16 protein-coding genes, 1 tRNA gene, 1 other RNA gene and 1 pseudogene are annotated in these 19,410 nt (G+C 65.9%); 12 read left to right on the forward strand and 7 right to left on the reverse strand.

Translation table 11 applies throughout. The annotated features are described in order from the left end of the window. The first annotated feature begins 129 nt into the window (after window positions 1–129). Genes HMPREF9058_RS05915 through HMPREF9058_RS05925 form a run of 3 tightly spaced genes read left to right on the forward strand, consistent with a single transcriptional unit; the run spans window position 130 to window position 2,816 of the window. The gene (locus HMPREF9058_RS05915; RefSeq protein ID WP_009405604.1) at window positions 130–1,050 is read left to right on the forward strand and encodes an ABC transporter substrate-binding protein; all 921 of its coding nucleotides are present in this window, start codon (window positions 130–132) and stop codon (window positions 1,048–1,050) included. Window positions 1,051–1,053: 3 nt separating this feature from the next. Continuing rightward, window positions 1,054–2,019: an amino acid ABC transporter permease gene (locus HMPREF9058_RS05920; protein ID WP_009406426.1), complete on the forward strand. Its 966-nt coding sequence runs from the start codon at window positions 1,054–1,056 to the stop codon at window positions 2,017–2,019. Then, window positions 2,016–2,816 (forward strand): amino acid ABC transporter ATP-binding protein, encoded by an 801-nt coding sequence (locus tag HMPREF9058_RS05925; RefSeq protein ID WP_009405903.1) that lies wholly within the window; start codon window positions 2,016–2,018, stop codon window positions 2,814–2,816. The genes HMPREF9058_RS05920 and HMPREF9058_RS05925 overlap by 4 nt, the downstream gene beginning before the upstream one ends. A gap of 12 nt (window positions 2,817–2,828) precedes the next feature. Here the strand turns inward: HMPREF9058_RS05925 and HMPREF9058_RS05930 are convergent, their stop codons facing one another. The 3 genes from HMPREF9058_RS05930 to HMPREF9058_RS05940 form a co-directional block, all read right to left on the reverse strand. Beyond that, on the reverse strand, window positions 2,829–3,482 hold the full coding sequence (locus HMPREF9058_RS05930; RefSeq protein ID WP_009406468.1) for a histidine phosphatase family protein: 654 nt from the start codon (window positions 3,480–3,482) through the stop codon (window positions 2,829–2,831). Window positions 3,483–3,577: 95 nt separating this feature from the next. Then, window positions 3,578–7,174: a bifunctional [glutamine synthetase] adenylyltransferase/[glutamine synthetase]-adenylyl-L-tyrosine phosphorylase gene (locus HMPREF9058_RS05935; protein ID WP_009405616.1), complete on the reverse strand. Its 3,597-nt coding sequence runs from the start codon at window positions 7,172–7,174 to the stop codon at window positions 3,578–3,580. 18 nt (window positions 7,175–7,192) lie between these two features. Continuing rightward, the gene (locus tag HMPREF9058_RS05940; protein WP_004564746.1) at window positions 7,193–8,524 is read right to left on the reverse strand and encodes a glutamine synthetase family protein; all 1,332 of its coding nucleotides are present in this window, start codon (window positions 8,522–8,524) and stop codon (window positions 7,193–7,195) included. Between the two features lie 202 nt (window positions 8,525–8,726). On the opposite strand from HMPREF9058_RS05940, the gene panB reads away from it, so the two are divergent. From panB to HMPREF9058_RS05955, 3 genes are all read left to right on the forward strand, one after another. Beyond that, window positions 8,727–9,572 carry a 3-methyl-2-oxobutanoate hydroxymethyltransferase gene (gene panB / locus HMPREF9058_RS05945; protein ID WP_009406119.1) on the forward strand — a complete coding sequence of 282 codons (846 nt, stop codon included), beginning with the start codon at window positions 8,727–8,729 and terminating at the stop codon, window positions 9,570–9,572. A 105-nt stretch (window positions 9,573–9,677) separates the two neighbouring features. Continuing rightward, window positions 9,678–10,583 carry a type I methionyl aminopeptidase gene (gene map, locus HMPREF9058_RS05950; protein ID WP_043537828.1) on the forward strand — a complete coding sequence of 302 codons (906 nt, stop codon included), beginning with the start codon at window positions 9,678–9,680 and terminating at the stop codon, window positions 10,581–10,583. Between the two features lie 494 nt (window positions 10,584–11,077). Then, a complete protein-coding gene (locus HMPREF9058_RS05955; protein ID WP_254654070.1) occupies window positions 11,078–11,923 on the forward strand; it encodes a hypothetical protein in 846 nt (281 codons plus the stop codon). An 88-nt stretch (window positions 11,924–12,011) separates the two neighbouring features. Here the strand turns inward: HMPREF9058_RS05955 and rnpB are convergent. Further along, window positions 12,012–12,403, reverse strand: an RNA gene (rnpB, locus tag HMPREF9058_RS12775) — RNase P RNA component class A. An 85-nt stretch (window positions 12,404–12,488) separates the two neighbouring features. Here rnpB and HMPREF9058_RS05960 point away from each other — a divergent pair. Further along, complete coding sequence (locus HMPREF9058_RS05960; RefSeq protein WP_009405819.1) at window positions 12,489–13,298, forward strand: YaaA family protein; 810 nt, start codon at window positions 12,489–12,491, stop codon at window positions 13,296–13,298. A 35-nt stretch (window positions 13,299–13,333) separates the two neighbouring features. Here HMPREF9058_RS05960 and HMPREF9058_RS05965 read toward each other — a convergent pair whose 3' ends face one another. Together HMPREF9058_RS05965 and HMPREF9058_RS05970 are read right to left on the reverse strand one after the other, a co-directional pair. Further along, on the reverse strand, window positions 13,334–14,068 hold the full coding sequence (locus HMPREF9058_RS05965; RefSeq protein ID WP_009406071.1) for a zinc ribbon domain-containing protein: 735 nt from the start codon (window positions 14,066–14,068) through the stop codon (window positions 13,334–13,336). 46 nt (window positions 14,069–14,114) lie between these two features. Beyond that, window positions 14,115–15,017 (reverse strand): Nif3-like dinuclear metal center hexameric protein, encoded by a 903-nt coding sequence (locus HMPREF9058_RS05970; RefSeq protein ID WP_009405760.1) that lies wholly within the window; start codon window positions 15,015–15,017, stop codon window positions 14,115–14,117. A gap of 203 nt (window positions 15,018–15,220) precedes the next feature. Between HMPREF9058_RS05970 and HMPREF9058_RS05975 the strand changes: the two genes are divergently transcribed. Both HMPREF9058_RS05975 and HMPREF9058_RS13595 read left to right on the forward strand, forming a co-directional pair. Beyond that, a tRNA-Ile gene (locus tag HMPREF9058_RS05975) sits at window positions 15,221–15,315 on the forward strand. A 499-nt stretch (window positions 15,316–15,814) separates the two neighbouring features. Beyond that, complete coding sequence (locus HMPREF9058_RS13595; RefSeq protein WP_175284674.1) at window positions 15,815–15,955, forward strand: hypothetical protein; 141 nt, start codon at window positions 15,815–15,817, stop codon at window positions 15,953–15,955. On the opposite strand, the pseudogene HMPREF9058_RS05980 reads toward HMPREF9058_RS13595, so the two are convergent. Next, window positions 15,952–16,954, reverse strand: a pseudogene (locus HMPREF9058_RS05980) (IS481 family transposase). The gene HMPREF9058_RS13595 and the pseudogene HMPREF9058_RS05980 overlap by 4 nt on opposite strands. A 233-nt stretch (window positions 16,955–17,187) precedes the next feature. Here HMPREF9058_RS05980 and HMPREF9058_RS05985 point away from each other — a divergent pair. The 3 genes from HMPREF9058_RS05985 to HMPREF9058_RS13040 all read left to right on the forward strand — a co-directional run bounded on the left by HMPREF9058_RS05985 (window position 17,188) and on the right by HMPREF9058_RS13040 (window position 18,272). After that, window positions 17,188–17,430 carry a helix-turn-helix domain-containing protein gene (locus tag HMPREF9058_RS05985; protein ID WP_009233135.1) on the forward strand — a complete coding sequence of 81 codons (243 nt, stop codon included), beginning with the start codon at window positions 17,188–17,190 and terminating at the stop codon, window positions 17,428–17,430. A 131-nt stretch (window positions 17,431–17,561) separates the two neighbouring features. After that, the gene (locus HMPREF9058_RS14000) at window positions 17,562–17,666 is read left to right on the forward strand and encodes a transposon-encoded TnpW family protein (protein WP_217491280.1); all 105 of its coding nucleotides are present in this window, start codon (window positions 17,562–17,564) and stop codon (window positions 17,664–17,666) included. A gap of 75 nt (window positions 17,667–17,741) precedes the next feature. Next, window positions 17,742–18,272, forward strand: a complete 531-nt coding sequence (locus tag HMPREF9058_RS13040; RefSeq protein ID WP_009747219.1) for a dihydrofolate reductase family protein — start codon at window positions 17,742–17,744, stop codon at window positions 18,270–18,272. Window positions 18,273–19,410 lie beyond the last annotated feature (1,138 nt).

The raw sequence follows: 19,410 nt of genomic DNA on the forward strand, positions 1-19,410 counted from the left end.
CCTGAGCCTCCTACGCACGAGGCTCAGGGCCGCCGTCGTGCTGTACGCCACCACCCCAGTTTGCATATCTATACTGCATTGCGGATATTCTTTCTCTGTCTTGATCCACTCCGAAGAGGAGATCCCACGATGAGGATCCGCCATCACGCCTCCCTCGGGCTGGCAGCCACAGCCTGCCTGGTCCTCAGCGGATGCACCAACGCCGCTGACTGGAACGCGAACCGGAGCTCGCAGATCCACTCCTTCGACACCTCGTCGATCCAGGCGCAGCCCGACATCATTGCCAAGCTCCCTCAGGGCGCCCTTGAGGACGGTGTCCTCGACGTGGCCGCCTCCACGGACTACGCGCCGGCCGAGTTCCTCGACCCCTCGGGCAAGGCCGTGGGCTACGACGTCGACCTGACCAACGCGATCGCCGCCGTCCTGGGCGTCAAGGGCCAGGTGCACACCGCCGAGTTCGACTCCATCATCGCCTCGATCGGCTCGAAGTACGACGCCGGCATCTCCTCCTTCACCGTCACCCCCGAACGGACCGCGGAGGTCGACATGACCGCCTACATCAACGTGGGCTCGCGATTCAACGTCCAGGCCGGCAACCCCAAGGGCGTCGAGACCTCCGACCACCTCCAGCTGTGCGGACGGACCATCGGCGTCCAGGTGGGAACCGCCCAGGAGACCACCATGCGCGACGCCGCCGACAAGTGCGCCCAGGCAGGCAAGCCGGTGCTGTCCGTACGCTCCTACTCCAAGCAGTCCGAGGCCACCACCGGCCTGGTGGGCGGCACCATCGACGCCACCTACTCGGACTCCACCGTGGCCGGCTACGCCGTCGAGCTGACCGATGGCCAGATCGTCACCCTCGGTGAGATCGAGGACGCCGCCCCCCAGGGTGTGGTGACCGCCAAGGCCGACCCCCAGTTCACCGCCGCGATCCAGGCCGCCGTCCAGTACCTCATGGACCACGGCATCTGGCAGAAGATCCTGGACAACTGGGGCGTGAAGGACGCCGCCCTGACCACCGCAGAACTCAATCCCGCAGTGAAGGAGTGAGCAGTGACCGCCTCACCCGCCTCTGAGCACGACAAGGTCGTCCTCAACAATCCCAAGCCCGTCCCCCGCCCGGGGACGTGGATCAGTGCCGCGATCGTCACGGTCCTGGGGGCCATGCTCATCCACGGGCTGGTCACCAATGAGAAGTTCCACTGGTCCACGGTCTGGTTCTTCCTGCGTGAGGTCCACGTGGTCAAAGCCGTCGGCTGGACGCTGCTGCTGACGTTCATGGCCATGGCCATCGGCATCGTGCTGGCGGTCACCACGGCGATCCTGCGCCAGTCCTCCAACCCGGTCCTGCGCTGGGTGGCGCTGGCCTACCTGTGGTTCTTCCGTGGCACCCCGATCTACACCCAGCTGGTCTTCTGGGGTGCGCTGTCCGCGCTCTACCAGAAGCTGAGTCTGGGCATCCCCTTCGGTCCCGAGCTGCTGACCTTCAAGACGACGACGGTCTTCACCCCCTTCGTCGCGGCGGTCCTGGGGCTGGGCATCAACGAAGGCGCCTACCTCTCCGAGATTGTCCGCTCGGGCCTGAACTCAGTGGACAAGGGCCAGAGCGAGGCCGCCGGTGCTCTGGGCATGAGCAGGGGCCAGATCCTGCGCAGGATCGTCCTTCCCCAGGCGATGAGGGTCATCGTCCCGCCCACCGGCAACGAGACGATCTCCATGCTCAAGACGACCTCCTTGGTGCTGGCGGTCCCCTTCACCCTGGATCTGACCTTCGTCACCAACTCCTACGCGTCGCTGACCTACCAGATCATTCCGCTGCTTCTGGTCGCGGCCATCTGGTACATCATCATCACCTCGATCCTCATGGTGGGACAGCACTACATCGAGCGCTACTACGGCAAGGGCTTCGACTCTGACAAGTCCTCCGGCTCCTCGGGCCGGGGCCTGTCGGCCCGTCAGCAGGCCATCCTCGATGCACACACCACCAAGGACGATCCCTTCCTGGAGGTCACCCCATGAGCACATCCGCCCAGGCAGCAGCCGCCACGCCCAAGGTCGAGATCAGCGACCTGCACAAGTTCTTCGGTGAGCTGCACGTGCTGCGGGGCATCGACCTCATCGTCCCGCCCGGCTCGGTGACGGTCCTCATCGGCCCGTCGGGCTCGGGAAAGTCCACGCTGCTGCGCTGCATCAACGAGCTGGAGTCCATCGACGCCGGCCGGATCAAGGTCGACGGCGACCTCATCGGGATGCGTGAGGTCGAGCGCAGGGGGCGCATCGAGCTGCACGCCCTGTCGGACAAGGCCCGCGCCGCTCAGCGCGCCAAGATCGGCATGGTCTTCCAGCGTTTCAACCTCTTCCCCCACATGACGGCTCTGCAGAACGTCATGGAGGCACCGGTCCTGGTCAAGAAGACTCCGAAGGCCAAGGCCCGTGAACGCGGCATTGAGCTGCTGGAGCGGGTGGGGCTGGGGGATCGCCTCGACCACTACCCCTCCCAGCTCTCCGGTGGCCAGCAGCAGCGAGTGGCGATCGCCCGGGCCCTGGCGATGGACCCCGAGCTCATGCTCTTCGACGAGCCGACCTCGGCCCTGGACCCCGAGCTGGTCGGTGAGGTGCTACAGGTGATGCAGGACCTCGCCGCCTCCGGCATGACGATGGTCGTGGTCACCCACGAGATGGGCTTCGCCCGGGAGGTCGGCGACCAGCTGATCTTCATGGACGGCGGTGTCATCTGCGAGTCCGGTGACCCCGTCAAGGTCCTGGACGATCCTCAGGCCGAACGCACCCGGGCCTTCCTCTCCTCGGTCCTGTAGGGGCGGGCCGGTTCAGGAGGGGGCCTGGTCCCAGGCCCCGTCATCCCAGGAGGTCAGGCTCCATCCACCGCCGGGATCGCCGTCGACGACGGTGATCCCGGTGTTGTGCATGGGGCGATCGGCGACCCACAGCGGGTCCACGCCGCCTCCAGCCGCGGCCCTCAGGGAGGTCCACAGACGCAGCGCGGTGCCGTGGGAGACGAGCAGGGCCGCTGAGTCTCCCGCCCGGGTGGCCTGCTCGCAGATGCGGTCGACGGCCTCGTCGAAGCGCTGAAGCGTGTCGTGCCCATTCTCCGGGGAGCCGGGGATGCGGCAGGCGGGGCGCCCCGCCATCCAAGCCCGGGTGGTGTCCACGTAGCAGGCCACCGAGCGCGCGTCGGTGTTCATCTCCAGGTCGGCGGCCAGAACCTCACGCAGTCCCGAGTCGACGGTGGCGCTCAGGCCGGTGGCGGCCTCGATGGGGGCGATGGTCTGCCTGGCGCGCAGGATCGGGGAGACCCACAGTGACCCCAGCCCCTCGAGCAGTCCGGCCTTATCCAGACGGTCCGGCAATCCGTCGGCCTGCCCCAGTCCCACCTCATCCAGGGGATTTCCGGGGAAGGCGGTGTCGAGTGCCTGCATGACATTGGCCTCGGTGCGACCGTGGCGTACAAGAATGAGCCTCACGGCGGCAAGTCTGCCAGGTTCGTAGCGCGGGGACCCACGACGATGGTGCGATCCTCATCGCCCAAAGACCTGCGTCCGGTGCCGTCTGCACCCGGTCAGCTCCAGGGGTAGGGTCCCTCCGGTCGCCTTCTCGTGGTGCGGGGACGGCTGGCCCGTCTGGAGCCCTTGAAGGCTGCCGCCCCAGTATCTCGGCGGGACCGTGCGCGAGAGCTCCGGGCCGAGCCTGCTGAACGTGGCGGCGGTGACTCCTGGCTGTGCGGCTGAGCCGTTGACACGGTGCTCGACGGCGCTGAAGCGGTGGAGCCGTGGGCGGCGTCGGTGAAGACGATGCGCTCGGCCACTGCGCGCGCGTGGCGGGCGCTGCGGCGGTAGAGGTCCTCGAGCTCTCGCTCCCTGCCCGCACTGAGGCCGATGAGGCGCCCCACCAGACGGATCTCCCGGCTCTGGATGGGGAGGACCTGGGAGCGCGGCCCCGAGGCGCGCCCGGTTCCCAGGACGATCGCCGAGCGCAGGCGGCTGGCCAGGATCCAGGCCGCGACCAGTTCTCCCCCGCCATCCGCGCTCAGTACCCCGGCCTGGACCGCGGCCTGGAGCGCGCCGACGGTCGAGGTGGTCCGCAACTGGGGTATCCGACCGGCGTGGGCGAGCTGAAGCACCTGGGCGCTCCACTCCACGTCACTGAGCCCACCGGGACCGAGCTTGAGGTGGCGGGCCGGGTCAATGCCCCGTGGCAGGCGCTCGGCCTCCACCCGCGCCTTGATCCTGCGGATCTCCCGCAGGTCCTGGGGCGCCAGCCCCTCCTGCGCCCAGCGCAGCGGGTTGATGAGCTCCTCGAAACGCCGACCCAGGTCTCGGTCTCCGGCGCAGGGACGGGCGCGCAGCAGTGCCTGACGCTCCCACAGGGCGGACCAGCGGCCGTAGTACTCGCGGTAGGCGTCCAGCGAGCGGCTCATGACGCCGTTGCGTCCCTCGGGCCTCAAATCGCAGTCCACCTCAAGGGGGTGCGGGAGCGCCGCGGCCAGCAGTCCCATGACCTGTTTGGCGACGGCCTCGGCCTCCTGGGCGGCATCCTCCTCACCCGCCCCATCGCGGGCCTGGTGGACGAAGAGGACGTCCGCGTCCGAGGCGTACCCGATCTCGCGGCCTCCCAGGCGTCCCATGGCGATGATGGCGTGGCGGGCGCGGGCGGCCTGCCAGCACCCGCTGGCGTCGGGCCCGGCGGAGACGGCCTCCAACCCGTCGCGCTGGGCGATGACCAGCCCGGTGGCCACGGTCAGCGCCCCGGCCAGGACCGCGTCGGTGGCGTCGGAGAGGATGGAGGCGGTGCGTGCGGGGTCGATACCGTCCAGGCAGTCCGCCAGTGAGGCCCGCACCTCCTCGCGGGCGCGCACTCTCAGGATCGCCTGAACCGCCTCAAGCGCCTGCTCGGCAAGGGCAGCGTCATCGGGGCCGGTCAGGCTGCGGCGGCGCAGGACGGCGGCGACCTCCTCCGCCAGGGCGCCGGATCGGCGGGGGGCGAGCTCGTCGTCGTCGTCGAGCCAGGCGATGGACTCGGGGAACTCCGCGAGGCGCTCGGTGGCCCAGTGGGCGCTGGAGAGAACCTGGCACAGTCTGCGCGCCGCCACCGGGGAGTCCCGCAGCATGGCCAGGTACCAGTGCGAGCCCCCGATGGCCTCGGACAGCCGCCGGAAGGAGAGCAGACCGAAATCGGGGTCGGCTCCCCCACCGATCCAGCCGATGATGACCGGCAGCAGCTGGCGCTGGATCGCGGCGCGACGGCTGACCCCCTCGGTGAGGGCCTGGATGTGGCGCAGGGCCCCGTCGGGATCCGCGTAGCCGACTGCGGCAAGACGCTCGCGCGCCGCCTGAGGACTCAGAGCCATCTCATCGGCGCTGAGGGCGGCCGCGAAGGCCAGCAAGGGACGGTAGTAGATCTCCTGGTGGAGGGCCCGTACCCGCCGGCGCAGGTCCTTGAAGTCCTCCCACAGGCTGTCTCCGCGGCCCAGGCAGTCGCTGATGCCCCGCTCGACACGGCGCAGGTCCTCCTCCTTCTCAGGAAGGTTGTGGGTGCGGCGCAACCGGAAGAGCTGGCTGCGATGCTCCAGCAGCCGCAGGGCCTTGTAGCAGCCGCTCAAGGCCGCTGCGTCGGTGCGGCTGACGTATCCGCCCGCGCTGAGAGCGTCGAGAGCCTCCAGGGTGGCACGCACGCGCAGGCTCTCGTCGGAGCGGCCGTGGACGAGCTGGAGGAGCTGGACAGTGAACTCAACGTCCCGCAGTCCCCCGGGGCCCAGCTTGATACGCCGGTCGACTCCTCCGCGCGGCACGGACTCCTTCTCCACCCGGCGCCGCATGGCACGGGCGTCCTCGACGAAGTTCTCCCGTCGGCTGGCCTCCCACACGTAGGGCGCCACGCCCTGCTCGTAGCGGGCCCCGAGCTCGACGTCGCCGGCGCAGGCCCTGGCCTTGAGCAGGGCCTGGAACTCCCAGGAGGCGGCCCATCTGCGGTAGTAGGCCAGGTGGGAGTCAAGCGTGCGCACGAGCGCACCGTCCTTGCCCTCGGGACGCAGCGCCGTGTCCAGTGGCCACAAGGGAGGTTCGGGCGCGGTGGCGGAGACGACGTGGGCGAGCTCGGTGGCCACATGCGTGCCGACCTCCACGAGGCGCTCCTCGCTGATCGGCTCCTGAGCACCGAAGGCCTCGTGGGTGGGACCGACGACATAGACGACGTCGACGTCCGAGATGTAGTTGAGCTCTCGGGCCCCGGTCTTTCCCATGGCGATCACGGCGAGGGCCACGTCGTCGGCCCGTGGTCCGACGACGGCGCGGGCGACGAGCAGGGCCGCGTCCAGGGCGGCGTCGGCAAGCTCGGTCATGCGGCGGCACACGGTGGGGACGTGCTCGATCGGGTCGGCGCTGGTGAGGTCATCGGCGACGATCGCCGTGAGCCGGTCCCGGTAGGCGCGTCGCAGCGCCGCGGTCGCCCGGCTGACGGCAGCGTCTCCCGGGTGTGGGGGCCTTTCGTCGCTGTCCGAGGGGTCCGCATTCACGGGGTCGGCCTGCCCCAGCGCATCGCGGACCGCCCGTTGCAGCGCCTCACCGGCGCCGGGCTCCTGCGGGGCGTCCCACGCCCTGTCAGGCGCGAGCGCGGTGAGGCGCTCAGGATGGGCCACGAGGAAGTCGCCCAGGGCCTGCGAGGCGCCCAGGACCGCGAGCAGGCGGCGCCTGTGCTCACGCGGCCCTGCGGCAGGATCGCTCATGACGCTGCACAGAAGTGCTGCTGGCGTCGTCGTACCCCCAGTCTCGACACCGCCCACCGATGCCCGGTGAGCTGATTCGGCCGCGGTGGCGGCCTCGGCGAGCCGGACGAGGCTGAGCAGAGCCATGTCGGGATCGGCGGTGAGTGCTAGGGAGTCAATGAGCTCCTCACGCTCAGGCCCCAGCCGTATCTCAGCAGGTCGGCCGCCCAGCCGCGTGGAGCGGTCCGCCAAGGCGCGCCCACCGTGGTCACCTGCCTCGCCGACGTCGTCGGCCTGAGTGCCGTCCGGCAGGAAGGGCAGCAGCGCCGGGTCACCCAGGAGCTTTCCAGCGCGGGCCGCGTCGTGGAATCCGGCCCGCAGCAGCAGGGTCATGGGCGAGGAGCTGTGCCGGGAGGGGGACCCGATCGGCGCTCGCTTCTCGCTGCGGTCTCTCACAGCTGTCTCCTGCTCCGCTCAGGCGCGCGGGAAGAACTGGCTGATCTCGAAGTCGGTGACCTGGGCGTCATAGGCCCGGTACTCGCGGCGCTTGTTGCGCAGGAAGAACTCGAAGGTGTCCTCGCCGAAGGTGTCCGCCACCAGGTCGGAGCGCTCCATGGCGGCGACCGCGCTCTTGAGCGAGGTGGGCAGGGCGTGAATGCCCAGCGCCCTGCGCTCCATCTCGGAGAGTGCCCAGACATCGTCCTCGGCCTCGGGGGGGAGCTCGTAGCCCTCCTCGATGCCCTTGAGGCCGGCGGCAAGAATGACCGCGTAGGCCAGGTAGGGGTTGGCCGAGGAGTCGATGCCGCGGAACTCCACCCGCGCGGACTGGGCCTTGCCGGGCTTGTGCATGGGGACGCGCACCAAGGCGGAGCGGTTGTTGTGGCCCCAGCACACGTAGCTGGGGGCCTCGTCCCCTCCCCACAGGCGTTTGTAGGAGTTGACGTGCTGGTTGGTGACGGCCGTGATCTCCGAGGCGTGGTGCAGCAGTCCGGCGATGAAGGAGCGACCGGTGGCGGAGAGCTGGTACTGGCCGGCGGGGTCGAAGAAGGCGTTGCGGTCACCCTCGAACAGGGAGAAGTGCGTGTGCATGCCCGAGCCGAACTCGTTGGGGAAGGGCTTGGGCATGAAGGTCGCCAGGCAGCCCTCCTTGAGGGCCACCTCCTCCACGACGGCGCGGAAGGTCATGATGTTGTCCGCCATCGACAGGGCGTCGGCGAAGCGCAGGTCGATCTCGTTCTGGCCCGGGCCACCCTCGTGGTGGGAGAACTGCACCGAGATCCCCATCTGCTCAAGCATGAGGATGGCGTGGCGGCGGAAGTCGTGAGCGGTGCCCCCGGGCACGTGGTCGAAGTAGCCGGCGTCGTCAGTGGGGCGGATGCGCCCGTCGGCGTCGCGGTTGACCAGGTAGAACTCGATCTCCGGGTGGATGTAGCAGGTGAAGCCGGCCTCGGCGACCCGGGCGAGCTGACGCTCGAGCACCGAGCGCGGGTCGGTGCGGGCAGGCTCGCCGTCGGGCGTGAGGACGTCACAGAACATGCGGGCCACGCCGTTGTCCCCGTCCCGCCACGGCAGCATCTGGAACGTGGAGGGGTCAGGGGCCAGGAGCATGTCGGACTCGAAGACACGCGTCAGTCCCTCGATCGCCGATCCGTCAAAGCCGATCCCCTCCTCGAAGGCGCTCTCGACCTCGGCCGGTGCGATGGCCACGGACTTGAGCTGTCCGGAGACGTCAGTGAACCACAGGCGGATGAAGCTGATGTCGCGTTCCTCGATGGCTCGGAGCACGTACTCCTGCTGCTTGTCCATGGTGCCTCCTCAGCGTGGGGTGCGGCAGCGGGCCGACGGCGTGGCCGGCGTTCTTGCGCCTGAGACGTTCTGCTTGGACCAGCCTAGTGCGCGGGTGCGTCAGGCAGGTTTCGGACAACGCCCTCGGCGAAGGACGTCAGAGGAAGGTCAGTGGCCCGTCCGACGCGCAGGCGCACTGCAACACCTCAGGTAGCCTCATGCCATGGCTACACCCGAGTCCCCTTACGGTACGTCCGCTCCCGTCGTCGGAGGCGGCAAGCCCGTGCGCGTTCACCACCTGGCATCCGCCAAGAAGGACGGCACCAAGCTGGTCATGCTCACCGCCTACGACGCCGTGACCGCCCAGATCCTGGATGCGGCGGGAACCGACCTGCTGTTGGTGGGCGACTCCATCGGCAACGTCATGCTGGGGCATGACTCCACGCTGCCGGTGGAGCTTGACGAGATGGTAGTGGCCACCCGCTCAGTGGCCAGAGCGACCAAGCGCGCCCTGGTTGTGGCCGACCTCCCCTTCGGCACGTACGAGGCCGGTCCCGAGCAGGCACTGGCCAGCGCGGTACGTCTCATGAAGGCCGGGGCCAACGCCGTCAAGCTCGAGGGCGGCAGCCCCCGGGCAGCCAGCGTGAGGGCACTGGCCCAGGCGGGCATTCCGGTGGTGGGGCACCTGGGGTTCACTCCACAGAGCGTCAACATGCTCGGCGGCTTCCGGGTTCAGGGCCGTGGCGAGGCCGCTGACGTGCTGCTGGCCGACGCGCAAGCACTGGCCGAAGCGGGGGCGGTCGCCCTGGTCCTGGAGATGGTGCCCGAGCCCCTGGCCGCGCGCGTCACCGAGTCGCTCACGATCCCCACGATCGGTATCGGCGCTGGCGCGCGCTGCGACGGACAGGTCCTGGTGTGGACGGACATGGCCGGGATGACGGACTGGTCTCCGCGCTTCGCCCACCAGTTCGGACAGGTCGGCGAGGCCCTGAGGCAGGCGGCCGCCGACTACGGGGCCGCGGTGCGCGAGGAGTCCTTCCCCGCGGAGAAGCACTGGTTCAGCTCCTGACGGTTCCTGACAGTGATAAGACCCACAGCGTCATGGTGGAGGCCCTGAACCACAGGCTGGAGGGAAGGTCACGCGAACCGGATGCCTCCTCCTATGCTTACGACCATGACTTCTTCGGCTTCCCCTGCGTCCTCGGCCTCACTGGCCGACCGCGCGCCGCGTGGCACGCTGATTCCCGGGACGCTCAGTCCTGAGCGTCATGTGCCTGCGTCCATCGCACGCCCCGAATACATGTTCCACGACGGCCCCGAGCGCGTGACGGCCTCGGAGATCAAGGACGCCGAGACGATCGAGCGGATCAGGGTCGCGGGGCGGCTGGCCGCCCGCGCCCTGGCCGAGGCCGCCAAGGCGATCGCCCCGGGGGTGAGCACCGACGAGCTCGACCGGATCGCCCACGAGTACCTGTGCGACCACGGCGCCTACCCTTCGTGCCTGGGCTACATGGGTTTCCCCAAGTCGATCTGCACCTCGATCAATGAGGTCATCTGCCACGGCATCCCGGACTCGACCCGATTGAACGAGGGAGACCTCATCAATCTTGACGTCACCGCCTACGTCGGCGGGGTCCACGGCGACACGAACGCCACCTACGCCGTCGGCGAGGTCGACCGCGAGACGGAGCTGCTCATCGAACGTACCCGCACCGCGATGGAGCGGGGTATCAAGGCCGTCAAGCCGGGGCGCGAGGTCAACGTCATCGGCCGGGTCATCGAGGCCTACGCCAAGCGCTTCGACTACGGGGTGGTGCGCGACTACACCGGACACGGCGTCGGGGAGGCGTTCCACTCCGGCCTCATCATCCCCCACTACGACGCCGCCCCTCTGCACGACGACGTCATCGAGCCGGGCATGGTGTTCACCATCGAGCCGATGCTCACACTCGGTGGCATCGAGTGGGAGCAGTGGGACGACGGCTGGACGGTGGTCACCAAGGACCGTTCCCGTACTGCGCAGTTCGAGCACACGCTCGTGGTGACCGAGGACGGCGCCGAGGTGCTCACCCTGCCTTGAGGCAGTGGGTATCGCTACCCATCCACATCCAGGACGATCGAGCGCCGTCACGTTGCCTCACGATAAGGTGACGACGTAGGGTCCCTGAGTAGCGGACATCTCTATTCTGCCCAGGAAACCCATGCGGGTTTCTCCCTGTTTATTTCCTCCCGGAGGTTCTCATGGCTTTGCGCTTCAATCCACCGCCGAACTGGCCCGCGCCACCCGAGGGCTTCGAACCGCCTGCAGGCTGGCAGCCCGACCCGGCCTGGGGACCGGCTCCAGAGGGCTGGCAGATCTGGGTCGACGACTCCGCCGCCTCCGCTGCTTCGGCCGCAGGCGCCGCTTCCGAGGCCGACCCGGCGTGGGCTCCGACCCAGGCGGTGTCGACCGCCCCGACGGCGTCGTTGAGTACTGCGTCACCGGTTGCCGACCCGACAGGTATGTCGGCCTCCGCCCCCTCCGGGGACTACGCCGGCGCTCCCGCAACTGGGGGCAGCCCTTACGCGGCCAATATGGACTACGCGCAGTCGCCCACGCCCTACCAGCCCCAGGGGGCTGCCGGAGGCATGCAGCCTCCCGCTGGCGGGTGGCAGCCCAACGCCGCCGCTCCGGCCGGTCCTGGCAACGGTTCCAAGCCGCTGACCCAGCAGTGGTGGTTCTGGACCGGTATTGCTGCAGTCGTCGTGGTCGCCCTGGTCATCGGTAGCATCTTCATGTTCAAGGGCGATTCCAGCGAGTCGGACAACAAGGCGGACAGCACGTCAACCTCGGAACCGAAGAGCCAGAAGAAGGCTGACTCAGACTCCAAGAAGAAGACCAGCGACTCTGACGACACTGACAGCTCGGATCAGAAGAAGACCAGCAAGCCGGGCAGCAATGACCCGGGCTCCAACGAGAAGAACCCCCTCGACCCGAAGGCCGGGCCGATCACGCTGAATGCCGGTAAGTACGACGACGACCCGAACGCCTCGATTGATGTCACCTTCGGCGATGTCGAGTGGAACGCCAATGAGACCCTCAAGGCCGCTTCAGGCCCGTATGGCTACGACGATCCCCCTGCCGGACAGGTGTATATCCGCGTCCCCGTCGAGATCACCTATCACGGTGAAGGACAGTTCGCCGACTACAGGCTGCAGGTGGGGTACACCAACGACGGAAACACGGCACAACCGACGTCGTCTGTCGGCGGAAAGTCTCTCTTTTCCCGGCAGAGCATGCCCCGCGACGGCGGCAAGGCGAAGGGTGATTTCGTCTTCCTCATTGACTCGTCCACAGCTAATGAGAAAAAGGGCGCATTCACAGTGAGCGCTTTCTCTCAGGTGGATAACAAGAATGAGGTCTACGTGGCGGCGAAGTAAACGCGCTACCCGCCTCTGACCACGTGTCGGCTGTGGCCCGCCAGGATCATCCTGGCGGGCCACAGCCGTTTCAACAGGTTCTATGGGGCGGACGAGCCGACCTGTACGCCGGGTTCTGTTGCCGCCCGCCGTTGCCGGCCTGGGCGGTGGCGACCATTCATCTTGGACCACTGTTGCCAGCGGCCTCATGCGACCTACCCGCTGACTCGGGCGAGCAGCCTTCAAACGCCAGCTGTGCGGTCTTGCTCCGGGCGGGGTTTACCGAGCCGCGACGGTCACCCGTCGCGCTGGTGGGCTCTTACCCCACCCTTTCACCCTTACCCACCGGTTTCCGATGGGCGGTCTGCTCTCTGTGGCACTGTCCCGCGGGTCACCCCGGGTGGCCGTTAGCCACCGCCCTGCTCTGTGGAGCCCGGACGTTCCTCAGCCCGCCACCGTTATGAAGGTGGTGGCCGGTACCGCGGCCGCCCGGTCGGCTCGTCCGCACGGGTCAGTGTAGCGCCGTGGGGCATCAGCACGGAGCCTCGCTCCCGTCGGCCCCTGACCTGCTGGGAGCCCCTATCATGTGCGGGTGCTGATCCTGCTGCCTCCCTCAGAGGGAAAGACCGCTCCTGCCAGTGGACCGTCACTGGAACTTGACTCGCTCCTGGACGCGGACAGGCTCACTGCTGCGCGCCGCGAGGTGATGTCCGCGCTGGCTGAGGTGAGCCGGAGCGATGAGGGAGCCTCCATCCTGGGACTGGGGCCGCGCAGCGCAGAGCAAGTGACAACGAACCTGACGCTGGAGACCTCGCCCTGTGTCCCCGCCCATCAGCTGTTCACCGGGGTCCTGTACGAGGCCGCCCGGCTCGACTCGATCGCCGAGGAGGCGGCCGGTCGGGCTGCTCTGGAGCGCCACTGCGTCGTTGTCTCGGGACTGTGGGGCATCCTGTCCCCCACTGACCTGGTGCCCGACCACCGCCTGTCGATGGGCACGTCCCTCCCCGGACCGGGGCGCCTGCCGGCGTTCTGGAAGCAGCACTTGGCGCCGTCGCTCACTGAGATGGCTGCACAGGGACTGGTGGTGGACTGCCGGTCGGCGGACTATGCGGCCGCGTGGAAGCCGTCCGCGCGCGACGGCATTGAGGTCGTCAGCGTGCGCGTGGTGCGCACCGCCGACGACGGTTCGCGCAAGGTGGTCTCCCACATGGCCAAGCACGCTCGCGGGCTGCTCACCGGAGAGCTCCTGAGGGCCATTGCCGGCGAATCCGTGCCCGAGCACGTCCACGTGGACGACATCGCAACCATCGCCGGGCATCTGGAGGGCATCGACGACGTCGAGGTCGGTGAGCTGGACCGGCAGGGGCGTCGGGCTCTCACCCTGGTGACCCGCTGAAGCCGGTCGCGGCCGGCTTCAGACGGGCCGCGCCGTCAGATGTCCATGCGTACGACGATGACGTCGTTCTCCTCGGCGTGGATGACTTCCTCGGCCGGGGCGGCCACGATGCGGGCCAGCTCCTGCGGGCTGATCTCGACGGCGCCGCCCTCAACGGTGCGTCCTCTCAGAGCGACTGCGCCGAGCCCGCCCGTGGAGGTGCGCACGGCCTCGTAGTCCGCCAGGAGCGGCGCCTCGATGGTTCCGGCCAGGTCTGCCCGCCGGTTCTCCAGGGACTCGATCTCCTCATCGAGTCGGGCGAACTCGGCGTCGCGCTTGGCGGTGAGCTCCCGCCCGGCCGTACGGATCTCTGACTCCTCCTGGCTGAGGCGCTCCGCCTCCTGGCGGGCGGAGTCGAGCGCCTCCATGGCCACGATCTGCGCCTCCTCCAAGGCAGACTGGCGCTGGCCGAGCTGGTCGATCTCCCCCTGGATGGCGGAGAGGTCGCGGGCCGCGCTGGTGCCGGAGTGGAGGCGCTCGCGCAGCACCTCGGCGCGGCGCACCACCTGAGCGACCTCGTTCTCGCTGCGGGTGGCCTGCTTCTTGGCCTCGGCGAGGGCGGCCTCCGCCTGGATAGCTGCGCGCTTGTTGACCTTGAGGCGTTCGATGACCGACTCGATGCGGGTAAGGACCGGAAGGTGCTTGCGCTCGTGACGCAGCCGTGCCAGGCGGGAGTCGAGGTCCTGCAGGTCGATGAGAAGGCGCTGCTGGGCGATGGGGGCGCTTGTCACGGCGTGTGCTCCTTCATGTGCGTACAAGTTGTTGCTGCGAATCCTCTCATGCCCGGTCTGGTCCGGTCGGCAGGCGCAGCGCCCAGGGGTCCGTGACAATGCGGGAGACCTGGACGGCCAGCGAGGCTCCGCGGGCGTGGGCGTCTTCTGTGAGCCTGCGGGCCAGGGGCTCCAGGCCGACCCACTCAGTGGCCCAGTGGGTTCCGCACAGGAGATAGGGGCGGCCGTCCTCCAGGTGCTCGGAGGCTGGGTGGTGGCGCAGGTCGGCGGTGAGGAACACGTCGGCTCCGGCCTGCCGGGCCCGTTGCAGGAGAGAGTCGCCCGCTCCACCTGAGACGGCGATGCGCTCGACGACGGCGTCCAGATCCCCTCCCACGAGGAGGCCGGGGGCGGAGTCGGGCAGGGCAGCGGCGACGTCGTTAGCGAGCTGGCGCAGGGTGACGGGCTGCGGCAGCGTGCCGATCCGTCCGATGCCCAGTTCCGAGGAGACGGGATCGGGCTCGAGCGGGACGGTGGAGACAAGACCGACGCGCTCGGCCAGGGCGTCGGCCACTCCCCCGTGGGCGGCGTCGAGGCTGGTGTGGGCGTTGAGGAGTGCGATGCCGGCGCGGATGAGGCGGTGGACGGTGCGGCCCTTGGGGTCGGTGGCCGCGACGTGGTCGGTTCCGCGCAGGTAGAGGGGGTGGTGGGTGATGACCATGTCGACTCCGGCATCAATGGCCTCGTCGACGACGGCTGTCACCGGGTCGACGGCCAGCAGGATGCTGCGCACCGGCTCGGCGGGGTCGCCGCAGATGAGCCCGTTGGAGTCCCAGGAGGCGGCCAGGCCGGGAGGTGCGGCGGCCTCCACGAGGGCGACGACGTCACCGACGGTCAGGTGGCCTTCCGACGTGATGCGTGCTGGCCCGGGTCCGACCTCAGGGGATGCGGGTGCAGGAGTGTGACTCATGCGACCAGGCTAGCGGCATGCGGGGCAGTTCCTGAGATGTCAGGGGCGACGGAGCGTGGCACCTGCGTGCGGGCGTACCTGACGGAACACAGTGGGGAAAACGACCGACACGGCCGCCGTCTGGGGTAACCTACTTCCGCGCTGCTGGCCCCCTCCGGTGCCGGCAGCGTCGGCCTCCTCGACGCCGTCGATGTCGTGGCCGCGCCCCCATAGCTCAGCGGTTAGAGCAGCGAGCTTATACCTCGTATCGTGCCTGATAAGCACAAGGTCCTGGGTTCGAATCCCAGTGGGGGTACCACGATAGCCTTACCCAAACCTAGGTCATGAGTAACACGGTCTGGGTTGGTTGATGAAGATGCGAAGCGCTCACCACCACTGGTGAGCGCTTCGTCGTTAGAGACGGTGTTGGTGATGGGGCAGTCCAGTTGGATGTCCCGGTTTTCTCGCGGGTTGTCTTGCAACAAGGTCGCACGGTGCTGTCGTGCGACGTTGTGCATCAGGCGGCTGGTCAGGCAGGCGAAGGGCAGCCGGAGGTCGGCTGCCAGGCTGGCATCGCTACTTGCGTCGGCCAGCAGGCGCGGTGCTGCGGCCCGCTGCAATGACCCATCGTCACTCTCCCCTATCGGGCAGTCGCCAGCTGCTGCATCAGTCGCGTTCTTGCCTCTGCCATCATTCGTTCCATCTTCCGGCAGGATGACTCGGCCGTCTTCATCAACGAGTGGATTGACTAGAACCCGCTCGAAGAACACCTGGTTGAGCAGCTTCTTCAGGTGGGCGGGTACTGCCGTGTAGAGGCGGTGGCAGTCTTCGAGGAGGTCAAGGGCTTGGGTGAGGCGCTGCCGCACCTCGGTTATGTCGGCCTGGTAGGCGGTCAGCTGGCGCTCGATCTGGCCCAGCTCGCTCGTGAGCTGGGTCTGTTCCTCTTTGAGGAGCTCTAGGTGTACTTCCCCGTGAGGTTGTGAACGCGGTTGGCGGGGGTTTGGCCGTTCAGGGCGGTGTGGGGTCGGTGGTGGTTGTAGTGGTGGAGCCAGGTCTGGTAGGCGGCCTCGCGCTGGGTCTGGCTGGTGTAGGTGTGGGCGTAGGCCCACTCGCGGGCCAGCGTGCGGTTGAAGCGCTCGACCTTGCCGTTGGTCTGGGGCCGGTAGGGGCGGGTGTAGCGGTGCTTGACGCCGGCTGCGGACAGGACCTGGTTAAAGGCCTGTGAGCGGTAGCAGGCCCCGTTATCGGTCATGACGGCCTGGACGGTGACGCCCAGGTCCTCAAAGAACGCGTGGGCGCGCTGAAAGAACCCGGCAGCGGTGTCCTTGCGCTCATCATCGAGGATCTCGGAGTAGACCACACGCGAGTAGTCGTCTATCGCGTGGTGGATGTACCGATAGCCTCCCACCGGGCCGCCCCGACGGCGGGTGCGGGTCTTGGCGCGGTCCGCGGCCAGGGCGGGCGCTGAGCCCCGTCCGTGAGCGCGCCAGCCCCCGCCGTCGGGGATGAGGCCGAGCTTCTTGATATCGAGATGGACCAGCTCCCCGGGACTGGTCTTCTCATAGCGCACCGGCACCGGGCGGCGCACCACCAGCCCGGTGGCCTGATCCACCTCCCTCAGGCGGGGCATGCTGTACCGGGCCAGGACGCGCGCCACAGTGGAGCACATCCTGGCCCAGGTGGTAGGCGATGCGGTGGGGTCCCCACCGGCGGTTGAGCCTCAAGGCGATGATGCGCCGCTCAGTGCGCCTTGCCAGCCGTCCGGGGCTGTGGTGGGGACGGCAGGAGCGGTCCTCCATGGGCTGGCCGGCCCGGTACCGGCCCACCCACCGGCTGGCGGTGGCCGGCGAGACCTGGAAGCGTTCGGCCACCCGGCGCACGGGCCAGCCGTCTTCCACCACCAGACGAGCAAGACGACGATGCCCCTCCGGGGTCAGCGGTGCGTTAGCGTGGGTCATGAAGGCCTCCGGTCAGCGATGCGAGTGTGTCAACCCACATCATGCCGGAGGCCTTCACACAACCTCAGCCCCGTTCACAACCTCCCAAGGAAGTACAGCTAGTTCTGGTCACTCGCCGCCACCCATGATGACCACCTCCTCACCTGCTCGACCGCTACGGACAGCCACAGGATACATCGTCATGAGATACATAGTCTCTGGATTGGGAGTCTTCGGCCGGTTGAGATGGAGCCGTGCCCACCGACCGCAAGCCGCCGCTCTCACCAGCCACTGGTGAGTTTGGCCGGCGTGTGCGCGCCCGCCGCGAGCAGCTGGGCCTGTCCCAGGAGAAGCTGGCCGAGCGCACCACCCTGCACTGGTCCTACATCGGCCAGGTCGAACGCGGCCAACGCAACCTCAGCCTCCACAACATCCTCCGCATCGCCCACGCCCTCGACACCGACGCCGGTGGGCTGGTGAGCGGGTTGGAGGTGTAGGAGAAGAGCTCGATCCCTTCGAGGGTTTGCCAGCGATGGCAGGGATACGCAACCCCGTTACCAGACTGCGATCTGCGAGCACAGCAAAGGCGCAGGGTAGAGGCAAGCCTGATGGTGTTCTAACAAAAAAGATGAACGGAAAGACCTTTGTAACCGAGATATACTTTGATAAAACGAGCAAAGATACCTTTCAAGATAAGCTATTAAAGATAGTGCAAGCCCAGCGGAAAGAATAAAGAAAACAGACGCTCTGAAAATGGTATAATATCCTAAAATATTTAGAGAGAAAAATTAGAAGTTGAGGTTAAGGTATGAGAAAAGTAAAATTGTTTATAGCTATGAGTGTAGATGGCTATATTGCCGATAAAAATGGGGGTGTCGCTTTTCTGCAAGGTCATGAAGATTGTTTAGAAAACGAAAGCACCTATTCTGAGTTCATAAAAAATATAGACATAGTTCTGATGGGTTGGAATACTTACAATCAGATAATAACTGAGTTATCCCCTGATAATTGGGTTTATAGCAATTTATTGACTTATGTTTTCACTCACCGAGAACAACAAGATTCCGATAAGATCATTTTTACAAGTGATAATATGGAGGAATTGATCAAGAAATTAAAAGGGGTTGAAGGAAAAGACATTTGGATATGTGGAGGAGCAGACTTAGTTCAACAAGCCATTTCTTCAGATGTGATTGATGAGTATCTTATATCCATTATTCCGACAATTTTAGGGAATGGTATAAAATTATTTAGCCAAAATGATGCGGAACATAAATTGAAATTAATCAACACGATAACAAATAATGGAATTGTCGAGTTGAATTATATTCGTAGATAAAAATTAAACTGTAGATGACGATAATATCTACAGGTAAGCTGCCGACGTACGATGAAGAAGTCGCGGTACGAAACCAGACGGATGCGATGACGCCGGGCTGGCTAGCGACGGCGATAACCCTTTGCGGAGAAGCTCAGGACGCGACCGTACGCACCTACGGAAAGAATGGAGTGAATTTATTTAAGCCAGCACGCCACCGAGTTGAAAGAGCGAAAGTTCATTCCAGAGAGATGATCGAGTGTTGAAATGAGTTTTTGGAGCCACACCCCTTTGCTGCGCACTTAACGCGCACCAACGCCACGGAATATATCCTCACAGTGGAGCAATATGAAGAATTTCCCCAGGAACTTCCTGCGCTGTTTGGAGAGTGGCTGTATAATCTTAGGTCAGCTCTCGATTACATTATTTGGGCAGCTGCAGCCTATTCTTCGGGTAGGCTACCCCCTCCACACGAAGATCGCCTCCAGCACCCAATTTGCGATAGCCAAAATTCCTGGAAACGCACCTCCCAAAAGTTGTCAGTACTCCCGCAGCACCAACTGGAATTGCTGCGAACCATGCAGCCATTCGCCTCTGACGTTGATGCTAACTATCTAGGTTGGATCAATAGGCTAACTCGTATAGATCGCCACCGCCGATTAACTATTTGGGCGGCTCGAATCGTTACAGCAGATCCGATCGCCCATATTCCAAGCGGAGTAGAACCTAGATGGGAATGGGGAGAAAGGATGCTTGAGTCCGGATATTGCGACTTAGCTCGACTAACTTTCCCTGATTCAGAATCCGCTGAAGGAGTTAGTGTCAACCCCCGACTGACTATCGACCCAGAAGTCTCTGAATGGGGAAAATCTCCATTCTATGCAGAACGCAAATTCGATGAACGCCTTCGCATGTTTATGGTGTTTGTATTAGCCGAGATCGATACCTACGACTACGACTGTACCGGCAATCTAGAGGCAAGACGCTCCCTCACAGAAGAATTTGCTGCGCAATGCGATGAGCGGAGAAGCCAAATTTTTAAAACCCCGACCCCGCCCGCTAGAAACGCTCCTCACTGGACTCCTGCAATGCTTCTCAAATCTTCTCGAGCGCGATACTTTGGAGAAGAATTGTCACACAAGTTAGATTGATAGGCTTG

Origin of the sequence: Actinomyces sp. oral taxon 175 str. F0384, from assembly GCF_000223355.1 — a bacterium.
Classification (GTDB): Bacteria; Actinomycetota; Actinomycetes; order Actinomycetales; family Actinomycetaceae; genus Actinomyces; species Actinomyces oris.

Coding starts and splice junctions, on each gene's coding strand:
- HMPREF9058_RS05915 (WP_009405604.1), top strand. CDS start 130: ATGAGGATCCGCCATCACGCCTCCCTCGGGCTGGCAGCCACAGCCTGC.
- HMPREF9058_RS05925 (WP_009405903.1), top strand. CDS start 2,016: ATGAGCACATCCGCCCAGGCAGCAGCCGCCACGCCCAAGGTCGAGATC.
- HMPREF9058_RS05940 (WP_004564746.1), bottom strand. CDS start 8,524: ATGGACAAGCAGCAGGAGTACGTGCTCCGAGCCATCGAGGAACGCGAC.
- panB (WP_009406119.1), top strand. CDS start 8,727: ATGGCTACACCCGAGTCCCCTTACGGTACGTCCGCTCCCGTCGTCGGA.
- map (WP_043537828.1), top strand. CDS start 9,678: ATGACTTCTTCGGCTTCCCCTGCGTCCTCGGCCTCACTGGCCGACCGC.
- HMPREF9058_RS05955 (WP_254654070.1), top strand. CDS start 11,078: ATGGACTACGCGCAGTCGCCCACGCCCTACCAGCCCCAGGGGGCTGCC.
- HMPREF9058_RS05970 (WP_009405760.1), bottom strand. CDS start 15,017: ATGAGTCACACTCCTGCACCCGCATCCCCTGAGGTCGGACCCGGGCCA.
- HMPREF9058_RS14000 (WP_217491280.1), top strand. CDS start 17,562: ATGAACGGAAAGACCTTTGTAACCGAGATATACTTTGATAAAACGAGC.
- HMPREF9058_RS13040 (WP_009747219.1), top strand. CDS start 17,742: ATGAGAAAAGTAAAATTGTTTATAGCTATGAGTGTAGATGGCTATATT.